Raw genomic sequence first — 19,975 nt, forward strand, 5'->3', positions numbered from 1 at the left:
CGCTTCTCTTAGAACGCAGCAAGCGTCAGGGCGCGACGGGGAAGAGGCGCGTGATGCGGTTCGGGTTGGTCTCGGCGAGGAAGATGTCGCCGGACGGCCCGAGCCAGAGGCCATGGGCGCCGTTGAGGACCGGGCGGCAGCGGCCGAGCAGGGTGCCATCCGCCGAGAGCAGGCTCAGCGTCGGGATCGAATCGCAGACATGAATCCGGTCTTCCGCATCGGCGACGACATCCTGGGGACGCAGGAAGGCGTCCCATACCGCCAGCAATTCACCGTCCGCCGTGAAGCTCTGTACGCGGCTGTTCTCGCGATCGGCGACGATGACGCGCCCGTCGCTGAGCACGCAGATGCCGTGCGGCGTCAGGAAGGCGCCCGGCGCCGTGCCGACCGAGCCCCAGCTCGTGATCGGGGCGCCATCGGCGTCGAAGCGATGGATGCGGCCATTGCCATAGCCGTCCGCGACGTAGAAGCCCCCATCGGGCGCGAAGGCGATGTCGCTGGGATGGTTGAAGGGCTGGCCAGGACGGCGGCTCTCGCCGATCTGTCGCCGCACCTGGCCTTCGACATCGCAGAACAGGATGCGATGCGCATCGCGATCGACGATGGCGAGGCCGCCGCCGGGTATCGCCGCGATCTTGTGGGCATCGAGGCAGAGTGCCTCGCCCCAGCTCCGGCGAAAGCTGCCATCGGCCGCGAGCGTGACGACGCAAGGCCCCTCCGGATCGACGGCGCTGTCGCGGCGCAGCAGGACATGCACGAAGCCGGCCTCGTCGATTGCGAGATCGGTGATCCGGCCCGGCGTCGAGGGCAGGGCGCCCCAGGGTCGCTCGATGCCGAACAGTCTGTCGCCGAGCGCAACGCGCAATTCCGTTTTCATCCTGACCTCGTCGCCGTTTCGCGTGCTGTGAGCTGCCATCGCCTCGATGGCCCGGCCGCCCCGGGAGTAAGACCATGAGCGATTTCGATCTCGTCATCCGCGGTGGAACCGCGGTGACCGCTTCCTATATCGGGCCGTTCGATATCGGCATTGCCGATGGCGTCATCGCCGCGATCGGCGCGGGGTTGCCGCGCGGCCGGGACGAGGTGGACGCGCGGGATCTGCTCGTCCTGCCTGGCGGCGTCGATGCCCACGTCCATCTCGACCAGCCGTTCTCGTCGGGGGCGGAGATCGCCGATGGTTTCGACAGCGGCACGGCCTCGGCCGCAGCGGGCGGGACGACCACGGTCGTCTGCCATGCGCCGCAAATCCGCGGCGGCTCGCTGGCCGGTGCGGTCGTCGCCTATGCCGAGAAGGCGAAGCAGGCGCGGATCGACCATGCCTTTCATCTGCTGGTCAACGACCCGACGCCGGAGGTGCTGGAGCGCGAGCTGCCGGCGCTGGTCGAGGCGGGGCACCGCTCGGTCAAGATCTTCATGACCTATGACAGCAACCGCCTCGGCGATGCGCAGATCCTGCAGACGCTCGCCGCCGCGCGCCGTGCCGGTGCGCTCGTCTGCGTGCATGCCGAGCATCACGAACTGATCGGCTGGCTGACGCAGGCGCTGCTGGCCGCCGGCCTGACGGCGCCACGCCATCTCGCCTGGGCGAAGCCCATGGTGGTCGAGCGCGAGGCGACGCATCGCATCCTGGCACTGGCCGAGGCGCTGGATACGCCGATCCAGATCTTCCATGTTTCGGGCGCGCAATCGGGCGAGGAGGTCAAGCGGGCCCAAATGCGCGGGCAGAAGGCCTGGGCCGAGACCTGCACGCAGTATCTAGTACTGGACGAGGCCGACATGGACAGGCCGGGCTTCGAGGGCGCGAAATTCATGATCTCGCCGGCGCTGCGCTCGGGCGCCGATCGCGAGGCGCTCTGGCAGTTCCTGCGCGACGGCGTCATCGACATCGTCTCGTCCGACCATTCGCCGCTGCGCTACGACGATCCGCGCGGCAAGAAGCAGCACGGCGAGAACGCGCCCTTCAACAAGATCCCGAACGGTGTGCCCGGTCTCGCGGCCCGGTTGCCCATTCTCTATTCGGAGGGCGTTGCAAAGGGCCGCATCGACCTGCGCCGCTTCGTCGACCTCGTCGCGACCAATCCGGCCCGGCGTTTCGGGCTGGCGCCGCGCAAGGGCGCCATCGCCGTCGGGGCGGACGCCGATATCGTGCTGTTCGATCCGAACCGCCGCGTCACGCTCACCAACGACATGCAGCATCACGGCAGCGATTACACGCCCTATGAAGGCATGGAGCTGCAGGGCTATCCGGCCGCCACCTACCAGCGTGGCCGCCTCGTCTTCGACGGCAAGCGCGTGCTGGCGCAGCCGGGGCAAGGGCAATTGCTGGCGCGCGGCCCCTATGCCGAGATCGTGCCGACGGGGCGGTTTCCGACGCCGTTCGACCCGTTCCGCTAACGCGGCCAAGGAGGGCGCTCAGGCGCCCTCCGGCTTTCCGAGCGGGGCGCCGACGCCGGTGCGCTCGGTGAGCAGGCCATAGTGCTCGACGCGGCGATGGCGGGCGAAATCGAAGATCGTCGCCTTGCCGAAACGGGTGTCGTCGAGGTCGCAGGCATGGACGAGCACGCCGTCCTCCTCATGAGTGAGCTCGCCGACGATCTTGCCGTCGGGCGCCGCGATCAGCGTGCCGCCGAAGAGATGGTGACCATCCTCGCTACCGGCCTTGGCGACGGCCACGACCCAGGTCGAGTTCTGATAGGCGCCGGCCTGCACCGACAGGCGGTGGTGGAAGAGGCGATCGGCCGCCGTCTCGTTCGGGGATTGCGAGTTGACTGACGGGGTGTTGTAGCCGAGCACGACCATCTCGACGCCCTGCAACCCCATGACCCGGTAGGTCTCCGGCCAGCGCCGGTCGTTGCAGATCGCCATGCCGAACAGACCGCCCTCGAACTCCCAGACGGGGAAGCCGAGATCGCCAGGCTCGAAATAGCGCTTCTCGAGATGCTGATGCGCCCGCTCCGGATCGAATTCGACATGGCCCGGCAGATGGATTTTCCGATATTTGCCGACGATGCGCCCCGTCCGATCGACCAGGATCGAGCTGTTGAAGTGGCGCCCCTCCGGGGTGAGCTCGGCATAACCGAAGCTCATGGCCAGCCCCAGCTGCTTCGCCTTGTCGAAGAGCGGCTGCGTCTCCGCGCCCGGCATCGCACGCTCGAACCAGTGATCGGCCTCGGCGCGATCCTCGCTGTACCAGCGGGGGAAGAAGGTCGTCAGCGCCAGCTCGGGATAGACGATGAAGGTCGCGCCCTGCGCCTTGGCCGCTTCCATCAGCGCGACCATCCGGTCGACGACTTGCCGGCGGCTTTCGGCCCGTTGAATCGGACCCAGTTGAGCGGCAGCGACGGTGACGAGACGTGGCACGAGGCGTTCCCCGATCAGATGATGGTTGCGGATCGCCCGATCGGTCTCAAGCCAGGCCCGCGAAGGCCGATGCGTCGCATTCGAGCGTGGCTTTTGCCAAGGCGGCCCCCTTGATTGTTGGACCATGCCCAGCCTTAAAGCGTCGCCTTCCATTCTTCATATGCTTTGTTTGGGAGCAGCTATAAGCCGGTGTTATGCTTTCTGGCGCCCGTGGAGCGGGAAGGCAGATCGGGCATGCGCTGTGAATGGCAAGTCCGGGTGCCGCGACGTTGCGACAGATGTATCAATCATAGTTACATTGGTTGTGTTCGCATGCCGCGGACAGCCGACAGGATGCCGTGATGCCGGAGGATTCGCAGACCCAGGTCAGAGCAGCCTGGCTCTATTACAGGGAGGGCCTGACCCAGGCGGAGATCGCCGCTCGCCTGAAGATGACGCGGCTCAGGGTCAACCGCCTGCTGGTCGAGGCGCGCAGCAGCGGCCTCGTCAACATCACGATCAATTCGCGGCTGGAAAGCTGCGTGCGGCTGGAGCACGCCTTGGTCGAGACCTTCGGTCTCAAGGAGGCGATCGTCTTGCCCGCTCCCGATGATGTCGAGCAAGTCGCGGCGCAGATCGGCAAGGCTGCGGGCGAGCTCCTTTCGCGTATTGTCGAGGAGAAGCCTTCCGGCATCGTCGGCGTCGGCTGGGGCGGGACCCTGCGCGAGACCACCCGGCATGTCAGGGCCGGACAGTACCGCGACCTCACGGTCAGCTCGATGATGGGCGGGCTGACCTACGGCATCGAACTCAACACCTTCGAGATCGCCGGCCGCTTCGCCCAGCTCTGGCAGGCGGAATGCCACTACCTCGCGGCACCGATCTATGCGGGCACGCCACAATCGCGCGACACCATCCTGGCGCAGGACGTGTTCGAAGCCGCTTTCGCGCGCATCCGGGCCACCGACGTCGCCATCCTCAGCGCCGGCGACCTGAGCGAGCGTTCCTTTCTCGTGCGCTACGGGCTTCCGCGCGACATCAGCCCGGCGGACTTGGCGGCGCATGGCGCCGTCGGGGACATGCTCGGGCAATTCATCGACAGCCGCGGCGATCCGATCGACCATTCGATCAACCGCCGGGCCATCGCACTGCCGCTCGAGGGGCTGCGCCGCATTCCCACCGTGATCCTGGCCTCCGGCGGCAAGAACAAGGCCGCGGTGATCGCGGCGGCGCTGCGCGCCAGACTGGCATCGGTCCTGGTCACGGATGAAGACGCCGCAGCGGCAGCGCTGGCGCTGCATCGGGGCTGAAGCTGCAGGGTTCGCGCGCGACCCGGCCAGACCGTGGGCCGAGGCTTTCGTTCAGGCGCTTCGGATCGCCTCCAGAAGCTCATCATGGATCAAGCCGTTCGAGACGATCTTCTCCAGGTCCTCGTCGCGTGAATCGATGCCCGCAACCGTCGTCACCCTGCCGCCCGCTGCGCGAACCAGCGGCATGGCGGCGGCGTGCGAGACGATGTCGGCCTTGAGCCCGATGAAGGCATCGAGCTGGCCTGCCGCCACCAGCGACATTTCCAAGCCCCCGGAGACGATCACCCGCACGCCGCGGCACAGCCCTGCCAGCCGCCGGATCACGGCGCAGGTCCGTTCCGAATCCTCGGGCGAATAATGCGAGGTCAGGCAGATCGAGATGACGCCGTCGGCGAGGCTCGTCGTTCCGGAGACCGCGACCGGGCGCTCGTTGACGGTTGCCGGGCCGCCCTCGACATAGCGCGCGACGAGGCCGGCGAGCGGCGCATGCGTCAGGCCGAGCAGGGTGCGCCCCTGTTCCTGATAGGCCATGGTCACGGAAAACCAGGGCAGGCCGCTGGCGTAATTCACCGTGCCGTCGAGCGGGTCGACGATCCAGCGTGGCGCGTCGTGTGCACCGGAGAAGCCGGCTTCCTCCGACAGGATCGCGGCCTCCGGCGTCAATCGCGTCAGGCCGTCGATGACGAGTCGTTCGGCGGCGAGGTCCGCGGCGGTGACGACATCCCGGAATTCCTTGCGGCTGATGACGAGCTGTTCGCCTTGCATCCGGACGAGCAGCTCGGCCGCCTGCCGCGCGAGGGCGTCGGCTTCGTCAAGCAATGAGATAAGGCGGGTATCAGGCATCTGCCGGAGCCGCCTGCTGCTTGCCGGGATAGGCGGGGTCGAGCAGGAAGGGCCGGCGCGGGCCGTAATCCCCGATCGGCTGGAGATGGCTGACGACGCCCGTCCCGGGCTTCCAGACATGGATAGCGATGGCGGGCGGCTCCATGACGAACATGTTCTCGGTGCCGGCGCGCAGGTCCAGCGCAACCTGATGGGCCGTTCCCGGCACGACATAGCCGATCGTGCCGGCGAAGCGCAGCTGGATCGGCCGGTGATAATGCCCGCAGAGCACGCGCTCGATCTCCGGGTGGCGGGCGATCAAGTCGACGAAGCCGGGCGAGACCCGGCAGGGCATGGTGTCCATGCCGTCGACGCCGACGGCGAAGGGCGGATGGTGCATGAAGATCAGGGTCGGGCGCCCCTGGCCCTCGGCGAGGCGCTCGGCCAGCCAGGCTTCGCGCTCGGCGCAGATCTCGCCGCCATCCTCACCGGCGATCACGGTGTCGAGCCCGATCAGCCGGACCGGGAAGTCCTCGACCGTGTAGTGCAGGAAGCCGCTCTTCGGCAGATAGGGATGGTCCTGCCCGAGTTCCGCGGCGAAGCTTTCCCGCCGGTCGTGATTGCCGGGCACGACATAGACCGGCATCGGCAACCGGGCGAGYTGCTCGCGAACGATGCCGTATTCCTCCGCCAGGCCGCAATCCGACAGGTCGCCCGTCACCAGCACGCAATCCGGCCGGGGTTCCATCGCCAGCACGGCGTCGATGGCCTCCCGGATCGCTGCATTGGTATCGACGATGCCATAGGCAGGTCGGCCATGCGGCCGGGCATGGAAGTCGCTGAGCTGGGCGATGATCATCGGAAGGCGTCCCGCATATGGAAGAGAGCGTGACCGCCCGGCCCGAAGCCGAGCGGTCGTATCATCAGCCGAAATCGCGGTTCACTTCATCAGGGCTTCGGTCTCGGAGACGATGCGCTCGATGCCGGCCTTGGGCTGGATCTCGCCACGCATCACGCCGGCGACGACCTCGCGCTGCTGGCGCCAGATGCGCACCGAATTGCCGCCCGGATAGCCTTCCCACGGCGCAGCGCGGGAGACCTGGCCGTTGATCGTGCGGAAATTGGCGTTCTCCTTGTAGAACGGGCCGAGGAACGCATCCTCGCCGGCGCGCAGATTGGTCGGCATGTAGCCGGCGGTCTCGACCACGATCTTCTGGGCTTCCGGCCCGGTCACGAACTTGATGAACTCCCAGGCCGCCTTCTGCTTGGCAGCGTCCTTGGCGGTGATCAGCGCGGCGTTGCCGCCCGTCGGCAGCTTGCCCTTGGCCTTGTCGTCGACCGGGAAGAGCGCGGTCTTCAGCGTGAAGCGGTCGCCGATCAGGTCGGTGACCTGGCGCAGGCGGGCGGGGGTGTCGAAGAAGATGCCGATCTTGCCGGCGATGAACTGCTGGCGCGACTGGTCCCAGTCGATCAGCGGCATGCCGCCTTCCGTGACGAAGCTGCGCAGCGTCGCCAGCGTCTTCTCGCCGACATCGCCGCCGAAGGCGACCTTCTTGCCGTCGGCCGACAGCATGGAATGCCCGCCCTGCAGGATGATGCCGCGCCAGAGCCAGTCATCCGGCCAGTCATGGATGTTGTAGGCGAGGCCGGCGGTGTCGCCGCTGCGGATCTTCTTGGCGAGCGCGACGAGATCGGCCCAGTTGTCCGGCATCTTCTCGGGATCGCCGCCGGCCTTCTTCACCAGCTCGGCGTTGAAATACATCAGCGGCGTCGAGGCATTGAAGGCGAGGCCGGCCTGCTTGCCGGCGACCTGGCCGAGCGAGAGCAGCGCGTCGGAGTAGTTGGCCTTGCGCCAGGCTTCCGGCTCGGCCTTGAGCAGGGGGCCGAGATCGACGATCTGTTTGCGCTTGTCGAGGGATTCGACCAGCTCGGTCAGCAGGTGGAAGCCTGAATAATAGACGTCCGGCAATTGGTTGGTGACGGACTGACGCAGCATCGCCTGATGCCCCTCGTCATAGCTCGCCGCAGGCGCCCGGAAATTGATCTTGATGTCCGGGTTCTTCTTCATGAATTCCGCGGCGATCGGCTCGTGGAACTTGGCGAAGGCCGGGAAGGCGTAGAGCACGTCGAGCGTGACTTGCTCGGCCCTGGCCGCCGTCGAGGCGAGGAGGGCGAGTGCTGCCGCGGCAAATGCTTTGCCGAGAGGTTTCATGCGTGATCTCCTTGGCATGACAGCGGTGCTGTCGGGGTTGGACGATGCTTCAGGCCTGAACGTCTTGCGGGGGGGCGCGGCCGGGTCATGCGGCGCCGGCTACTTCACCCCGGTCATGGTGATGCCGTCGATGAACCGGCGCCTGGCGACGAGGAAGGCGATGACGAGCGGGGCGGTGAGGATCGTCGCCGCCGCCGTGAGCGCGCCGTAGTTCGATCCGGTCTCGGCATCGGCGAAGAACATCATGCCGAGCGGCGGCGGCGCGAGCCTGGTGTCGGAGATGACGATCAGCGGCCAGTAGAGGTCGTTCCAGTGCGCCACCGCCGAGAATACCGAGAAGGCGGCGATGGCGGGCCAAGCGCTCGGCGTCACGATGCGCCAGACGATCTCGAACTCGCTCATGCCGTCGAGCCGGGCGGCGTTGATGATATCGTCGGGGAAGCTGCGAAAGAACTGGCGGAACAGGAAGATGGCGAAGACCGAGAGGAAGAACGGCACCATCATCGAGAAATAGGTGTTGAGCAGGCCGAGCTGGGCGAGCGCGATATAGAGCGGCATCGCCGGCACCTGCACGGGGATGCAGAGCCCGAGCAGCACCAGCACGAACAGCGCGTTGCGGCCGGGGAAGTTCAGCTTCGCCAGCGCGTAGGCGCAGGGGATGGCGACCAGGAGCTGCACGATCAGGATGCCGCCGCAGAGGATGACGCCGTTCAGCGCGAAGCGCAGCAGCGGCGCTTTCTCCAGGGCGAAGCCGTAATTCTGGATGCCGTAGAACTGCTTCGGCCAGAGCGAGATCTCGGCGTTGAAGATCTCGGCCGGCGGCTTGATCGAGGTCACCAGCATCCAGATGAAGGGCGCCAGCATGAAGATCGCCCCGGCGATCAGGACGCCATGGATCAGCACGAGCGAGAGGAAGCGACGCAGCACCGAATGGGCGGGCGTGACCGGGGCGGCGGCAGCGAGCGTGAGATCGGCCATCAGTAATGCACCTTCTTGTCGAGGGCGAAGGTCTGCGCGGCCGAGAAGACGAGGATGAAGGCGAGGAAGATGAAGGTCAGCGCTGCGGCGTAGCCGGTGTGGAAGTACTGAAAGCCTTCGAGATAGATGTTGTAGAGCAGCACCTCGGTCGAGCCGACCGGACCGCCGCGCGTCATCACCGCCACCGTGTCGAAGATCTTGAACGCCGTGATCATCGTGGTGACCAGCACGAACATCGTCGTCGGGCCGAGCAGCGGCCAGGTGATGGTCAGGAAGCGGTCGATGCCGCTGGAGCAGCCGTCGATATCGGCGGCTTCGTAGAGATCGCGCGGGATCGCGGTCAGCCCGGCGAGGAACAGGATCATGTTGAAGCCGAGCAACTGCCAGATCCCGATCACGGCGAGCGTCGCCAGCGCCGTCGAGGGCTCGCTGAGGAAGGCGACCGGACTGAAGCCCAGCCATTTCAGCAAGCCGTTGACCGGGCCGAGCGAGGGATGGAGCAGGAACTGCCAGACGGTCGCCATGGCGATCAGGGTCGAGGTCACCGGCAGGAAGTAGATCACCTCGTAGAAGGAGCGGCTGCGATGGCGCCGATGCACGAGCACCGCGATCAGCAAGGCACCGAACACCCCGCCGGGCACGACGATCGCGACATAGAGCAGCGTGTTGACGAGCGAGCGCCGGATGATCGGATCGGCCAGCGCCTTCTGGAAGTTGGCGAGGCCGACCCAATCCATGTCGACGCCGCCGAATTCGTAGTTCGTGAGGCTGAGCAGCAGCAGGACCGCGAGCGGGATCAGGATGGTCAGCAAAAGCAGGACGAAGGCCGGCAGGGCGAAGCCGAGCCCGGTGAAGCGCTCGATACGAAGCCTGCGGCGGGCGACCGGGGCAAAGTCTGCGGGGGATGCGAGGGCGAGCGTCATGCTCAGGCCCTCAGCGGGATGACGGAGCCGGTGGCGACGCCCTGGCCGCGCGGCTCGATGCGATCGCCATCGGCTCCGAAGATATGGGCCGCGGCCTCGTCGAAACCGAGCGTGACTTCGCTGGCCTCGTTCACGCCGGCTGCGATCGCGGGCGAGGTGCGCATGGTCACGCCCTCGGCATCGCGCCCGGCGAGATCGAAATGCAGGATGTATTCGGAGCCAAGATTCTCCTTGCGTCGTAGCCGCGCCGAGAACCACGCGCGTCCAGGTCCGGGCTCGCCATGGACGAGCGTCAGCGCCTCCGAGCGGATGCCGAGCGTGACCGCCTGACCGTGCGCCTCGGTGACCGCGAGCGACATCGGCCGGCCGAAGAGCTCGAGGCGCCCGGAGGTTCCGACGGTCGCGGGCAGGAGGTTGATCGCCGGGCTGCCGATGAATTGCGCGACCTTCAGCGAGGCCGGTTTCTCATAGAGCTGCGAGGGCGTGCCGAGCTGCAGGATCGAGCCCGAATCCATCATGGCGACGCGATCCGACATCGTCATCGCCTCGACCTGGTCGTGGGTGACGTAGATGAAGGTGGCGCCCAGCCGCTTGTGCAGCTCGGCCAGCTCGGTGCGCATATGGACGCGTAGCTTGGCGTCGAGATTGGAAAGCGGCTCGTCCATCAGGAAGACGTCGGGGCTGCGCACCATCGCGCGGCCGAGCGCGACACGCTGGCGCTGGCCGCCGGAAAGCTGCGCCGGCTTGCGGTCGAGCAGGTGCTCGAGCTGGAGCTGCGCCGCGACCGCCCCGACATCGGCCTCGATGCCGCGCATGACCTCGCGCCGCCGCGGCGACAGCCATTTGAGGAGCGGCAGGCGCTGCCTGAGCTTCAGCCGCGACATCGTCAGCGGCAGCGCGATGTTCGCCCGCACGCTCATATGCGGATAGAGCGCATAGGACTGGAACACCATCGCCACGCGCCGCTCATGCGGCCGCAGATGATCGACGCGATTGCCGCCGATGGCGACGCTGCCGCCGTCCTGATGCTCGAGCCCGGCGATGATCCGGATCAGGGTCGATTTCCCGCAGCCGGAGGGGCCGACCAGCGTCAGGAACTCGCCATCGGCGATGTCGAGATCGACGCCGCCGAGAACCTTCGTCGAGCCGAAGGATTTCGCGATGGAGGACAGTGCGACTTTGGCCATCTCGTTTCGCCTCTTTTGGGGCCCTGAGGGCTCTTCGGTGGGCGTGTCTTGCTCGGCCGCTGCAGGCGGCCGGGCGGAGCGTCAGGCGGCGCGCGGCGGGTAGACCTCCTGGATCACATCATCGATCCAGAGCGTCTTCAGCGCGGCGATCTCGTGAATCTCGGCGGAGAAATCCCGGCCGTCGAAATCATAGGAGACTGCGCCGAGGGTGGTCGTTCCGGCCATGCCGGGCTGCAGCTCCGGGCCGACGACGAAGCCGGAGGAAGGTCCCCAGATGTAACGCGTGCCTTCGACCGTGAAATCATGGGCGCGGTGCAGATGGCCGCTGGCGACGAAGGCGACGTCATGGCGACGAACGAGATCGAGCAGATGCGCGCGCGGCTGCGGCGGCACGCTCCAATAGCCCCGGTCGCCCTCATCCGGCGCTGCTACGAAGAGCGGGCGATGCAGGAACCAGCCGAGCCTGCGTCCCCGGGCCTCGGCAATCTGGCGGTCGAGCCAGGCGAGCTGGCGCTGCTCCTCCGCCTCGTCGCTGCCGAACAGCATGGAGTTGAGGCCGATCAGCCGCCAGCTTTCGAGGTCATGAACCCAGAAGTCCTCGCCGATATGGTCGCGCCAGCGGGCGAGCCTCCGGTCGTTGACCGGCTGGTGCGGGTGATGGGCCTCGCCGACATCGTGGTTGCCGGGAATGCTGAGCACCGGCACGCCAAGCGTATCGAGCAGCGCGCGGCAATGGCGCATGTCCTCTTCGACATCCGCGCCGTCGACCGTCACATCGCCGGTGTGGATGACGAGATCAGGCGCTTGCGCTGTCAGCCACGTTGTCAGCGGCTCCCAGTTGCAGGCGAAATGCTGCTTGGCCGGGCTGAGATGGGTGTCGGAAATCTGCACGACCCGCTGCATGGCTTCCCTCCGGAACACGCTGCCCGAGCGGGCAACGCACTGCCTCCGTGACGTGCGGGGCAGCAGTTTTGCCATGGATCATACAAATGAATGTTTGATGACACAAATGTATTATTGAGGCGAAGCCAACTTGCCCGCCTTGGCCTGCCAGGTCTCCAAATGTGAGGCCAACGCCTACTGCAGTTCCTCGCCACGTCGCTCCGGAATCAGGAACCACATGGCGACGATGTCGAGCAGATAGAGGGTCGCCAGCAGCGCGATCGCGGTCTGAAAGCCGTAGGCCGCAGCGATGGCGCCGACGACGACGGGCCCGAAGCCGCCGACGCCGCGACCGATGTTGAACAGGACGTTCTGGGCCGTGGCACGAGCGGATGTCGGAAAGAGCTCGCTGATCAGCGCGCCGTAGCCGCCGAGCATGCCATTGACGAAGAAGCCCATCACCGCACCCGCGACCAGGAGCTGCATCGGGTCGGTCAGGCGCGAATAGACGATGACCATCACGGCCGCGCCGAGCATGTAGCCGAAGAAGGCCGGGCGCCGGCCGATGCGGTCGGCGATATGGCCGAAGGCGAAGATGCCGAGCGCCATGCCGGCGATGGTGACGGCCGTCCACACCGCCGATTGGGTGAGCGCGAAGCCGAAGCGGGTCGCCAGATAATTCGGCAACCAGATCATCACGCCATAATAGCCGAAGTTCTGGACCGAACAGAGGACGACCATGCCGAGGCTGAGCTTGGTGGTCTCCCAGTCCTTGACCAGCAGGCGCAGCGCCGATTCCTTCGGGCGGTCCTTGCTGCGGGCGACGAAGACCTCGGGCTCGTGCAGCGAATGGCGGATGAAATAGGCGGCGACAGCCGGCAGGATGCCGATGGCGAACATGCCGCGCCAGCCGATCGTCGGCAGCAGGATCGGCGTGGCGATGGCGGCGGCGAGCACGCCGACCTGCCAGCCGAGGCCGACATAGGACGAGGCGCGCGCCCGTTTCGAGGCCGGCCAGGCCTCGGCGACCAGGGCCATGCCGATGCCGAACTCGCCGCCGAGGCCGAGGCCGGCGATGGTGCGGTAGACCAGCAGGTCCCAATAGCCCTGGGCCAGCGCGCACATCCCGGTGAAGACGGCGAAGAGCACGATGGTCCAGGTCAACACGCGGACGCGGCCGATGCGGTCCGAGAGCATGCCGAAGCCGATGCCGCCGAGCACGGCGCCGATCAACGTCGCGGTCACCAGCGAGGCGGCCTGTGCCTGGCTGAGCTGGAGATCGGCCGAGATCGCCCGGAGCATGAAGCCGAGGATCAGGAGATCGAAGCCGTCCATCGCATAGCCGATGGCCGCGCCCCACAGCGCCTTGCGGGCTTTCCCGTCGACGCTGATTGGCGCCAATGGTGCAGCCGCAGATGCCACCAGACGATCGTTCATGACTTCAGCCTCTCGTTCCCGTTACGCCGAAGCGATGCCGGGTCGCATGCCACGTCGGGGCAGGCGCAAGTTCGCGATACCGGCCCGCCTTGTCACGCTGCCGGAGCCGGCGCAACGATCGATACGGTTTCTGCCTGTGGATGCGTCCGGAAATGGCTGTTCAAGCCGCGTCGTTCGCCGTCCGGGCGCGCGGCGCTCGGGCTCGCATTTCCTGGCCGCCGAGGAAGAAAGGCGCCGCCCCGCGCGTCGCGGTGGAAATGATGGCGCGGGGATTGACCTGCCGGGCGCGGGCGATCAGAAGGGGCCGTTTGCCAATTCGACCTGCCCCTGCGCCCTTGCCGTCCCCGGCGAGCGGCGTCGCTCAGCCTGGAGAGACCGCGCCATGCCCAACCTGTTCACCCCCACCGACAGGACCGTGATCGCGCGCGAAGCGGCCAAGATGCTGCTCGAGATCAAGGCGGTCCATTTCTACAGCGACAAGCCGTTCTTCTTCACCTCGGGCTGGGCGAGCCCGGTCTATATCGACTGCCGCAAGATCATCTCCTATCCGCGCCTGCGCTCGACGCTGATCGATTTCGCCGCCACCACGATCGTGCGCGACATCGGCTACGAGTCGCTCGACACCATCGCCGGCGGCGAGACGGCCGGCATTCCCTTCGCCGCCTGGATCTCCGACCGTCTTTCGCTGCCGATGCAGTATGTCCGCAAGAAGCCAAAGGGCTTCGGCCGCAATGCCCAGATCGAGGGCTCGGTCGTCGAGGGCGCGCGCACGCTTCTGGTCGAGGATCTCGCCACCGACGGCCGCAGCAAGGTGAATTTCTGCGAGGCCCTGCGCAATGCGGGCGCCGACGTCCAGCACTGCTTCGTGCTGTTCTACTACGACATCTTCCCCAAGAGCCGCGAGCTGATGACCGAGATCGGCATCAACCTGCACTATCTCACGACGTGGTGGGATGTGCTGGCGGTCGCGAAGGACAGCGGCCATTTCGAGCCGAAGGTGCTGGCGGAGGTCGAGAGCTTCCTGAACGATCCGGCGAGCTGGTCGGCCAAGCATGGCGGCATCTCGGCCTTCGGCGAAGAAAAGCCGGCCTGAGCCGGTGCTGCGGCTTCCGCAACTGCGCCTCGATATCGAGGGCGGGCGACTGCACGATGCTGATGGCCGGGCGTTCGATCCGGCCATGCGGCAATGGGGCGACGCGGCGGATAGCCGGGGCGGAGAGCCGGTCTCGGCTGCCCGCGCCTTGCGCTGGCTGCAACGCGAAAGCGGGACGCCGCTGCGCACGCCCGTCGCCGTGATCGGGACGCGCACGCCGACCCCTTCCCAATCCGTTGCGGCGGAGAGGATGGGCCGGCTGCTCGCGGAGCATGGCGTCACCGTGCTCTGCGGTGGCCGCTCCGGCGTGATGGAAGAGGTCTGCCGCGGCGTCGCGCAGGCGGGCGGGCTGTCGATCGGCCTGCTGCCGGATGATGAGCCCGAGGCGGCCAACCCTTATGTCACCGTTCCCCTCGCGACCGGCATCGGCGTGGCGCGGAATGCCCTGATCGCCCGGGCGGCCTGCTGCCTCGTCGCGATCGGAGGCGGCTACGGGACGTTGTCCGAGATCGCCTTTGCCTTGCAGTTCAAGCGGCCGGTCTTCCTGCTGGACGGCGCGCCCACCGTCGACGGCGCGCTGGCCTGCTCCAATGCGGAGGCGGCGCTGGATGCCGTCGCAGGCGTGATCCTAGCGCTCTGACCGGGCGTCGGTTTCAGGCCCGTCGAGGTCAGCCGGTCAGCGGCCCGCGACGGTGCGGGCCTCGAGAGCCTTGGCGACACGGCGCATCGACTCACCGACGGCGCTGCACTCGTCGTCGCTCAGCACCGTCATCATGGCCTCGATCTCGGCGACATGGATCGCCATGGCCTTGCGCGTCAACGCCTCGCCCTGCGCCGTCAGCCAGAGCCGGCGCAGGCGCCGGTCGGCTTCGTCGTTGCGTCGTTCGATCAGGCCGCGCCGCTCCAGCACGGGCAGCAGCATGCTCATGGCGCTGCGCCCGACCAGGAGCTTCTCGGCGAGGGCCTGCTGGGTCAGGCCCGGCGTGTGGAAGATGTTGGCCAGCACGTCGTAATGCGCGAGCTGGATGTCCAGCGGTGCCAGCGCTTCGGTGAACACCTTCTCCCAGACGCTGTGCACGCGGGCGACGGCGAGCCAGTTGCGGAAGCGCGGAAGGTCCCAGGGCAGGAGCTGCGCTTGTGTCGCAGCGGAAAGGTCTTGCTTTTTGTTCATGGCTGAACATATTTGTTCATCGTTGAACAAAATCGAGACGTTCCCATGGCCGCTTCCGCGCTCCGTTACATGCGCCCGCTGGTCCGGGCCGCGAGCTTCGTGGCTCCTTCGGCAGCCGGTCGACTGGCCTTCAGATTATTCTGTACCCCGCCAAGGCCGCCGAGGCGAAGCGGAAACGGCAAGCCGGCTGCGTCCGCCGCCAGCATCAAGCTGCAGCACGCCGCCCAGCGCGCCATTCCATTCCCTTGCGGCAGCGTGCAGGCCTATGTTTTCGAGCCTGAAACGACCGGCCCGGCGCGGACGGTTCTGCTGATCCATGGCTGGACGGGAGAGGCGGCCTCGATGGCCGGCTTCGTCGATCCGCTGCTGGCGGCGGGTTTCCGCGTCGTCGCCTTCGACCTGCCGGGCCATGGCGCCTCGACCGGGCGGGAACTGAACATCCCGCTCGGCGTGGCCAGCCTCGCGGCGGTGGCACGGGTCTTCGAGCCGCTGCATGCGATCGTCACCCACTCCTTCGGGGGCGCGATCGCGCTCGCCGCGTTGGCGGGCTCGGTCAGGGCGCACCCCCTGGTCAGCGCCGACCGGCTCGTGCTGATCTCGGCGCCGTCCTCGATCACCGAGATCACTCGCCAGTTCGGCACGGCCTTCGGCCTCGGCCGCCGTGGGCAGGCGGCGCTGGAGCGGCGCATCCATATCGTCGCGGGCAATCCGATCGAGGTCTTCGAGGGGCCGGCGCAACTGGCGGCGATCGGCTTGCGGACGCTGGTGATCCACGACCGGGAGGATCGCGAGCTCGGCTTCCAGCATGCGCAGGCGCTGGCGGAGGCCGGTCCCTTCGTCACGCTGGAGGTGACGGAGGGGCTCGGCCACCGCCGCATTCTGAAGGCGCGGCCGGTGGCGGAGAGCGTCGCGCGCTTCGTTGCTGGGGCAGGGTAACGCGCCGTCATTCCGGGGCTTCGCGTAGCGAAGAGCCCGGAACCCAGAACTGAAGGCTTTTCCACGAAAGGCGCGGGGGCGAGCTGAGGCCTGGCTTCATGTCGGCATCGGTTCTAGGCTCCGGGCTCAGGCCTGCGGCCTGCCCCGGAATGACGGCGCGCCTTTTTTGAACCGCAGCCTGAGCTTAGCTCAGAGCCAGCCCATCAATTCGCGCTGCACGACTTCGGCGATGACGTCGATGCCTTCGGCGGAGTCGTTGAGGCAGGGCAGATAAGCGAATTTCTCGCCGCCATTGTGCAGGAAGATCTCGCGGTTCTCGCCGTCGAGCTCTTCCAGCGTCTCAAGGCAATCGGCCGAGAAGCCCGGCGCGACGATGGCCATCGACTTCCTGCCGGCCAGCGCCAGGGCCTTCACCGTCTCGTCGGTATAGGGCTGCAGCCATTCATCCGGGCCGAAGCGCGACTGGAAGGTCAGCGGGAAGCGCTCTTCGGAGAGGCCGAGCTCGGCGCGCAGCAGGCGCCAGGTCTTGACGCACTGGCAATAATAGGGGTCACCCTTGAGCAGATACTCCTTCGGCATGCCGTGGAAGGAGCAGAGGATGACCTCCGGCTCGAAATCGAGCTTCGCCAGCGAGGCGCGCATCGAGCGGGCGAGCGCGCCGATATAGACGGGATCGTCGTGGTAGGGCGGGGCGACGCGCACCGAGGGCTGCCAGCGCATCTGCATCAGGGCGCGAAAGGCCTGGTCGCAGGCGGTGGCCGAGGTCGGAGCGGCATATTGCGGGTAGAGCGGCACCAGCAGGATGCGGTCGCAGCCTTGGTCGAGCAAGGCCTTCAGCCGGCTCTGCACATCGGGAAAGCCGTAGCGCATCGCCCAATCGAAGACGACGCGCTCGCCCGCCAGAGGCTTCAGCCGGTCAGCGAGCTGCTCGGCCTGCGAACGGGTGATGGTCTTGAGCGGACCCTCGTTGCGCTGGTTGTTCCAGATCGAGGCGTAATCCTTGCCCTTCCGGCCGGGGCGCGTCGACAGGATGATGAGGTTGAGGATCGGCCACCATTTCCAGCGGGGCTCCTCGATGACGCGCTGGTCGGAGAGGAATTCCTTGAGATAGGCGCGCATCGGCCAATAGCCGGTGCCCTCGGGCGTGCCGAGATTCATCAGGAGGACGCCGATGCGCCCATATTGCACCTTGGGATGATCGGGCGGCAGGGCGGCGGCCTCGCGGCCCGGCGCAGCGGCGATGTCAGCAGTCATGAGCGCATGCTCTCCTTGCCCCCGTGATTTAGACGAGTTCGCGCTTTCGTCCAGCCTTGAAGCTTGTCGAAAACCCGGGTGCGACACTGCTGACCTTGCGATGGAGATGCTCTGGTCAGCGCGGCCCGACCTTTGCTAGTCTGGAGCCGTTCTCAAGACGTGAAGGGCACCCGCCATGACGAAGCTCACCCGCCGCAAGGCTCTCGGGGTCCTGGCGGCGCCGGCGACGCTCGCCGCAACAGCGCCGGTCGCCATGGCGCAGCAGCCGGCGCCGAGCTTCACGTTGCTGCTGCTCAACGACATCTACAAAATGAGCGACGACAAGGGGCGCGGCGGCTTCGCGCGCGCCGCCGGCATCGCCAAAGCCGAGCGGGCCAAGGGCCTGCCGGTGCTGTTCTGCCATGCCGGCGACTGCTACTCGCCCTCGCTGATGTCGGGCTTCGACCAGGGCGCGCATATCGTCGCGATGCAGAACAAGATGGGCATCGACGTCTTCGTGCCCGGCAATCACGAGTTCGACTTCGGCAAGGAGAACTATCTCAAGCTGACCGCAGCCCAGAAGTACCCGACCTTCGCGGCGAACCTGCGCGACGCCGCCGGCAACACCCTGGCGCACCACAAGGATTCGCAGATCTTCGAGCTCGGCGGCATCAAGGTCGGCGTCATCGGCACGACCTTCGATCCGACCCCGCAGCTCTCCAATCCCGGCGATCTGAAGTTCTCCTCGACGATGGAGGCGCTGCGTCGGGAGGCCAGGGCGCTGAAGGGGCAGGGCGCCGACATCCTCGTCGCCGTCGTCCATGCCGACCGCGCCACGGACTACGAGATCGTGCGCTCGCGCGTGGTCGACATCGTGCTCACCGGCCACGACCACGATCTCGCCATCGCCTATGACGGCAAGGTCGTGATGGTCGAGTCGAACGAGGAGGGCAATTACGTCACCGCCATCGACATCGCCGTCAGCGTTCGGGGCGAGGGCGCCGCGCGGCAGGTGACGTGGACGCCGACCTTCCGCGTCAACGATTCCCGCTCGGCCACGCCGGACCCCGACGTCGCCGCCATCGTGAAGGGCTACGAGTCGGAGCTGTCGAAGGAACTCGACGTCGATATCGCCACGCTCGCCGTCCCCCTCGATTCCCGCACCGGCGTCATCCGCACGCAGGAGACGGCGATCGGCAACCTGATCGCCGACGCGATCCGCGCCTCGACCGGCGCGCAGCTTGCGATCACCAATGCCGGCGGCATTCGCGCCAACAAGCAATACACCGCCGGGCAGAAGCTGACGCGCCGTGACGTGCTCAGCGAACTGCCCTTCGGCAATGCCACCGTCATGGTCGAGATCACCGGCAAGGATGTGAAGGACGCGATCGAGAACGGTTTGCGCGACGCGCCGCAGGGCGCCGGCCGCTTCCCCGTGGTGTCCGGCCTCAGCTTCGAGGCAGACCTCAAGCAGCCGCAGGGCTCACGCGTCACAGCGGTCACGGTCGACGGCAAGCCGATCGACCCGGCCGGCAAATACACCGTCGCCTCCAACAATTTCATGCTGGAGGGCGGCGACGGCTACACGGCGCTCGGCCGCGGCCGGACGCTGATCGGCCTCACCGACGGCAAGCTGATGGCGAACGAGGTGATGGTCTATGTCCGCCGGCTTGGCACGGTGGACGCCAAGGTCGAGGGCAGGGCTGTCCTGAAGTGAGCTGCACCGACGCGCTCGCGGCCTTCCTGGCGAGCGGGACTTCCACCGGCTGGCGCGACCTGCCGGTCTTCGCCGCGGGTGGAGCCGCTGCTCGCGCCTGCGCCGCGGTCGATGCCGAGCGGGCTGCGGGGCATGTCGTGGCCCCTGTGCCGGAGCGGGTCTTCGCGGCGCTCGCGCTGACGCCGCTCGATGCGGTCCGTGCCGTCATCCTCGGGCAGGACCCCTATCCGACGCCGGGCCATGCCAACGGGCTCGCCTTTTCCTATGTCGGCCCGCCGCCGCTGCCGCGCTCGCTCGTCAACATCTACAAGGAGCGAGCCGAGGATCTGGGCCAACCCGCGCCTGTCGATGGCGACCTGACGCGCTGGGCGAAACAGGGCGTGCTGCTGCTCAACACGGCGCTGACGGTGCGGGAGGGGGCGAGCAAGGCCGGCTCGCATCTCTCGCTGGGCTGGGGGGCGATCACGGATGCGATCATCGCAGCGGTGTCGCGCGAGCAAGAGCACGTCGTCTTCCTGCTGTGGGGCAACCCGGCGCAGGCCAAGCGAAACTTGATCGACGAGAGCCGGCATCTCGTCATTGCCAGCGTGCATCCCTCGCCGCTTTCGGCAAGGCGCGGCTTCTTCGGATCGAAACCGTTCAGCCGAGCTAATGCGTGGCTCGAAGGGCAGGGGGAAAAGGCGATCGCTTGGTGAGTGACTTGCCGTCATGCTCGGGCTTGACCCGAGCATCTCG

General features: G+C 67.1%; 19 protein-coding genes. 7 read left to right on the forward strand and 12 right to left on the reverse strand.

The features are described from left to right. Positions 1 to 25: 25 nt before the first annotated feature. The gene (locus AC1DVA_RS16215) at positions 26 to 877 is read right to left on the reverse strand and encodes an NHL repeat-containing protein (RefSeq protein ID WP_476806540.1); all 852 of its coding nucleotides are present in this window, start codon (positions 875 to 877) and stop codon (positions 26 to 28) included. A gap of 74 nt (positions 878 to 951) precedes the next feature. Here AC1DVA_RS16215 and hydA point away from each other — a divergent pair, with 74 nt between their 5' ends. After that, positions 952 to 2,394 (forward strand): dihydropyrimidinase, encoded by a 1,443-nt coding sequence (hydA, locus tag AC1DVA_RS16220; protein ID WP_476806541.1) that lies wholly within the window; start codon positions 952 to 954, stop codon positions 2,392 to 2,394. 18 nt (positions 2,395 to 2,412) lie between these two features. On the opposite strand, the gene AC1DVA_RS16225 is transcribed toward hydA, so the two are convergent. Further along, entirely contained in the window at positions 2,413 to 3,360 is a 948-nt protein-coding gene (locus tag AC1DVA_RS16225; RefSeq protein WP_265050571.1) for an N-carbamoyl-D-amino-acid hydrolase, read from the reverse strand. Between the two features lie 341 nt (positions 3,361 to 3,701). Between AC1DVA_RS16225 and AC1DVA_RS16230 the strand changes: the two genes are divergently transcribed. Further along, positions 3,702 to 4,649, forward strand: coding sequence for a sugar-binding transcriptional regulator (locus tag AC1DVA_RS16230; RefSeq protein ID WP_476806542.1), 948 nt, complete (start codon positions 3,702 to 3,704; stop codon positions 4,647 to 4,649). A gap of 51 nt (positions 4,650 to 4,700) precedes the next feature. On the opposite strand, the gene AC1DVA_RS16235 is transcribed toward AC1DVA_RS16230, so the two are convergent. The 8 genes from AC1DVA_RS16235 to AC1DVA_RS16270 all read right to left on the reverse strand — a co-directional run bounded on the left by AC1DVA_RS16235 (position 4,701) and on the right by AC1DVA_RS16270 (position 13,090). Beyond that, positions 4,701 to 5,492 carry an inositol monophosphatase family protein gene (locus AC1DVA_RS16235; protein ID WP_476806543.1) on the reverse strand — a complete coding sequence of 264 codons (792 nt, stop codon included), beginning with the start codon at positions 5,490 to 5,492 and terminating at the stop codon, positions 4,701 to 4,703. Next, positions 5,485 to 6,330, reverse strand: coding sequence for a phosphodiesterase (locus tag AC1DVA_RS16240; RefSeq protein WP_476806544.1), 846 nt, complete (start codon positions 6,328 to 6,330; stop codon positions 5,485 to 5,487). The genes AC1DVA_RS16235 and AC1DVA_RS16240 overlap by 8 nt, the downstream gene beginning before the upstream one ends. 81 nt (positions 6,331 to 6,411) lie before the next feature. Then, positions 6,412 to 7,683: an extracellular solute-binding protein gene (locus AC1DVA_RS16245; protein WP_476806545.1), complete on the reverse strand. Its 1,272-nt coding sequence runs from the start codon at positions 7,681 to 7,683 to the stop codon at positions 6,412 to 6,414. A gap of 99 nt (positions 7,684 to 7,782) precedes the next feature. Beyond that, entirely contained in the window at positions 7,783 to 8,661 is an 879-nt protein-coding gene (locus tag AC1DVA_RS16250) for a carbohydrate ABC transporter permease (protein ID WP_265050566.1), read from the reverse strand. Continuing rightward, entirely contained in the window at positions 8,661 to 9,584 is a 924-nt protein-coding gene (locus AC1DVA_RS16255; protein ID WP_265050565.1) for a carbohydrate ABC transporter permease, read from the reverse strand. Before AC1DVA_RS16255 ends, AC1DVA_RS16250 begins: the two co-directional genes overlap by 1 nt. Before the next feature lie 2 nt (positions 9,585 to 9,586). Continuing rightward, positions 9,587 to 10,771, reverse strand: coding sequence for an ABC transporter ATP-binding protein (locus tag AC1DVA_RS16260; protein WP_265050564.1), 1,185 nt, complete (start codon positions 10,769 to 10,771; stop codon positions 9,587 to 9,589). Positions 10,772 to 10,852: 81 nt separating this feature from the next. Continuing rightward, on the reverse strand, positions 10,853 to 11,674 hold the full coding sequence (locus AC1DVA_RS16265; RefSeq protein ID WP_265050563.1) for a metallophosphoesterase family protein: 822 nt from the start codon (positions 11,672 to 11,674) through the stop codon (positions 10,853 to 10,855). 174 nt (positions 11,675 to 11,848) lie between these two features. Beyond that, the gene (locus tag AC1DVA_RS16270) at positions 11,849 to 13,090 is read right to left on the reverse strand and encodes an MFS transporter (RefSeq protein ID WP_476806546.1); all 1,242 of its coding nucleotides are present in this window, start codon (positions 13,088 to 13,090) and stop codon (positions 11,849 to 11,851) included. A 382-nt stretch (positions 13,091 to 13,472) separates the two neighbouring features. Here AC1DVA_RS16270 and AC1DVA_RS16275 point away from each other — a divergent pair, with 382 nt between their 5' ends. Together AC1DVA_RS16275 and AC1DVA_RS16280 are read left to right on the forward strand one after the other, a co-directional pair. Further along, positions 13,473 to 14,183, forward strand: a complete 711-nt coding sequence (locus AC1DVA_RS16275; RefSeq protein ID WP_265050561.1) for an orotate phosphoribosyltransferase — start codon at positions 13,473 to 13,475, stop codon at positions 14,181 to 14,183. Positions 14,184 to 14,187: 4 nt separating this feature from the next. Beyond that, complete coding sequence (locus tag AC1DVA_RS16280; RefSeq protein WP_476806547.1) at positions 14,188 to 14,823, forward strand: TIGR00725 family protein; 636 nt, start codon at positions 14,188 to 14,190, stop codon at positions 14,821 to 14,823. A gap of 36 nt (positions 14,824 to 14,859) precedes the next feature. Here the strand turns inward: AC1DVA_RS16280 and AC1DVA_RS16285 are convergent, their stop codons facing one another. Continuing rightward, positions 14,860 to 15,354 (reverse strand): MarR family winged helix-turn-helix transcriptional regulator, encoded by a 495-nt coding sequence (locus AC1DVA_RS16285; protein WP_476806548.1) that lies wholly within the window; start codon positions 15,352 to 15,354, stop codon positions 14,860 to 14,862. Between the two features lie 45 nt (positions 15,355 to 15,399). Here AC1DVA_RS16285 and AC1DVA_RS16290 point away from each other — a divergent pair, with 45 nt between their 5' ends. Further along, on the forward strand, positions 15,400 to 16,290 hold the full coding sequence (locus AC1DVA_RS16290) for an alpha/beta fold hydrolase (RefSeq protein ID WP_476806549.1): 891 nt from the start codon (positions 15,400 to 15,402) through the stop codon (positions 16,288 to 16,290). 189 nt (positions 16,291 to 16,479) lie between these two features. Here AC1DVA_RS16290 and hemH read toward each other — a convergent pair whose 3' ends face one another. After that, entirely contained in the window at positions 16,480 to 17,544 is a 1,065-nt protein-coding gene (gene hemH, locus AC1DVA_RS16295) for a ferrochelatase (RefSeq protein ID WP_476806550.1), read from the reverse strand. A gap of 175 nt (positions 17,545 to 17,719) precedes the next feature. On the opposite strand from hemH, the gene AC1DVA_RS16300 reads away from it, so the two are divergent. Both AC1DVA_RS16300 and ung read left to right on the forward strand, forming a co-directional pair. Then, entirely contained in the window at positions 17,720 to 19,240 is a 1,521-nt protein-coding gene (locus tag AC1DVA_RS16300; RefSeq protein WP_476806551.1) for a bifunctional metallophosphatase/5'-nucleotidase, read from the forward strand. After that, complete coding sequence (gene ung, locus AC1DVA_RS16305) at positions 19,237 to 19,935, forward strand: uracil-DNA glycosylase (RefSeq protein WP_476806552.1); 699 nt, start codon at positions 19,237 to 19,239, stop codon at positions 19,933 to 19,935. Before AC1DVA_RS16300 ends, ung begins: the two co-directional genes overlap by 4 nt. Positions 19,936 to 19,975: the final 40 nt, after the last annotated feature.

The sequence above is a fragment of the Allobosea sp. P4_C6 genome, assembly GCF_056402015.1.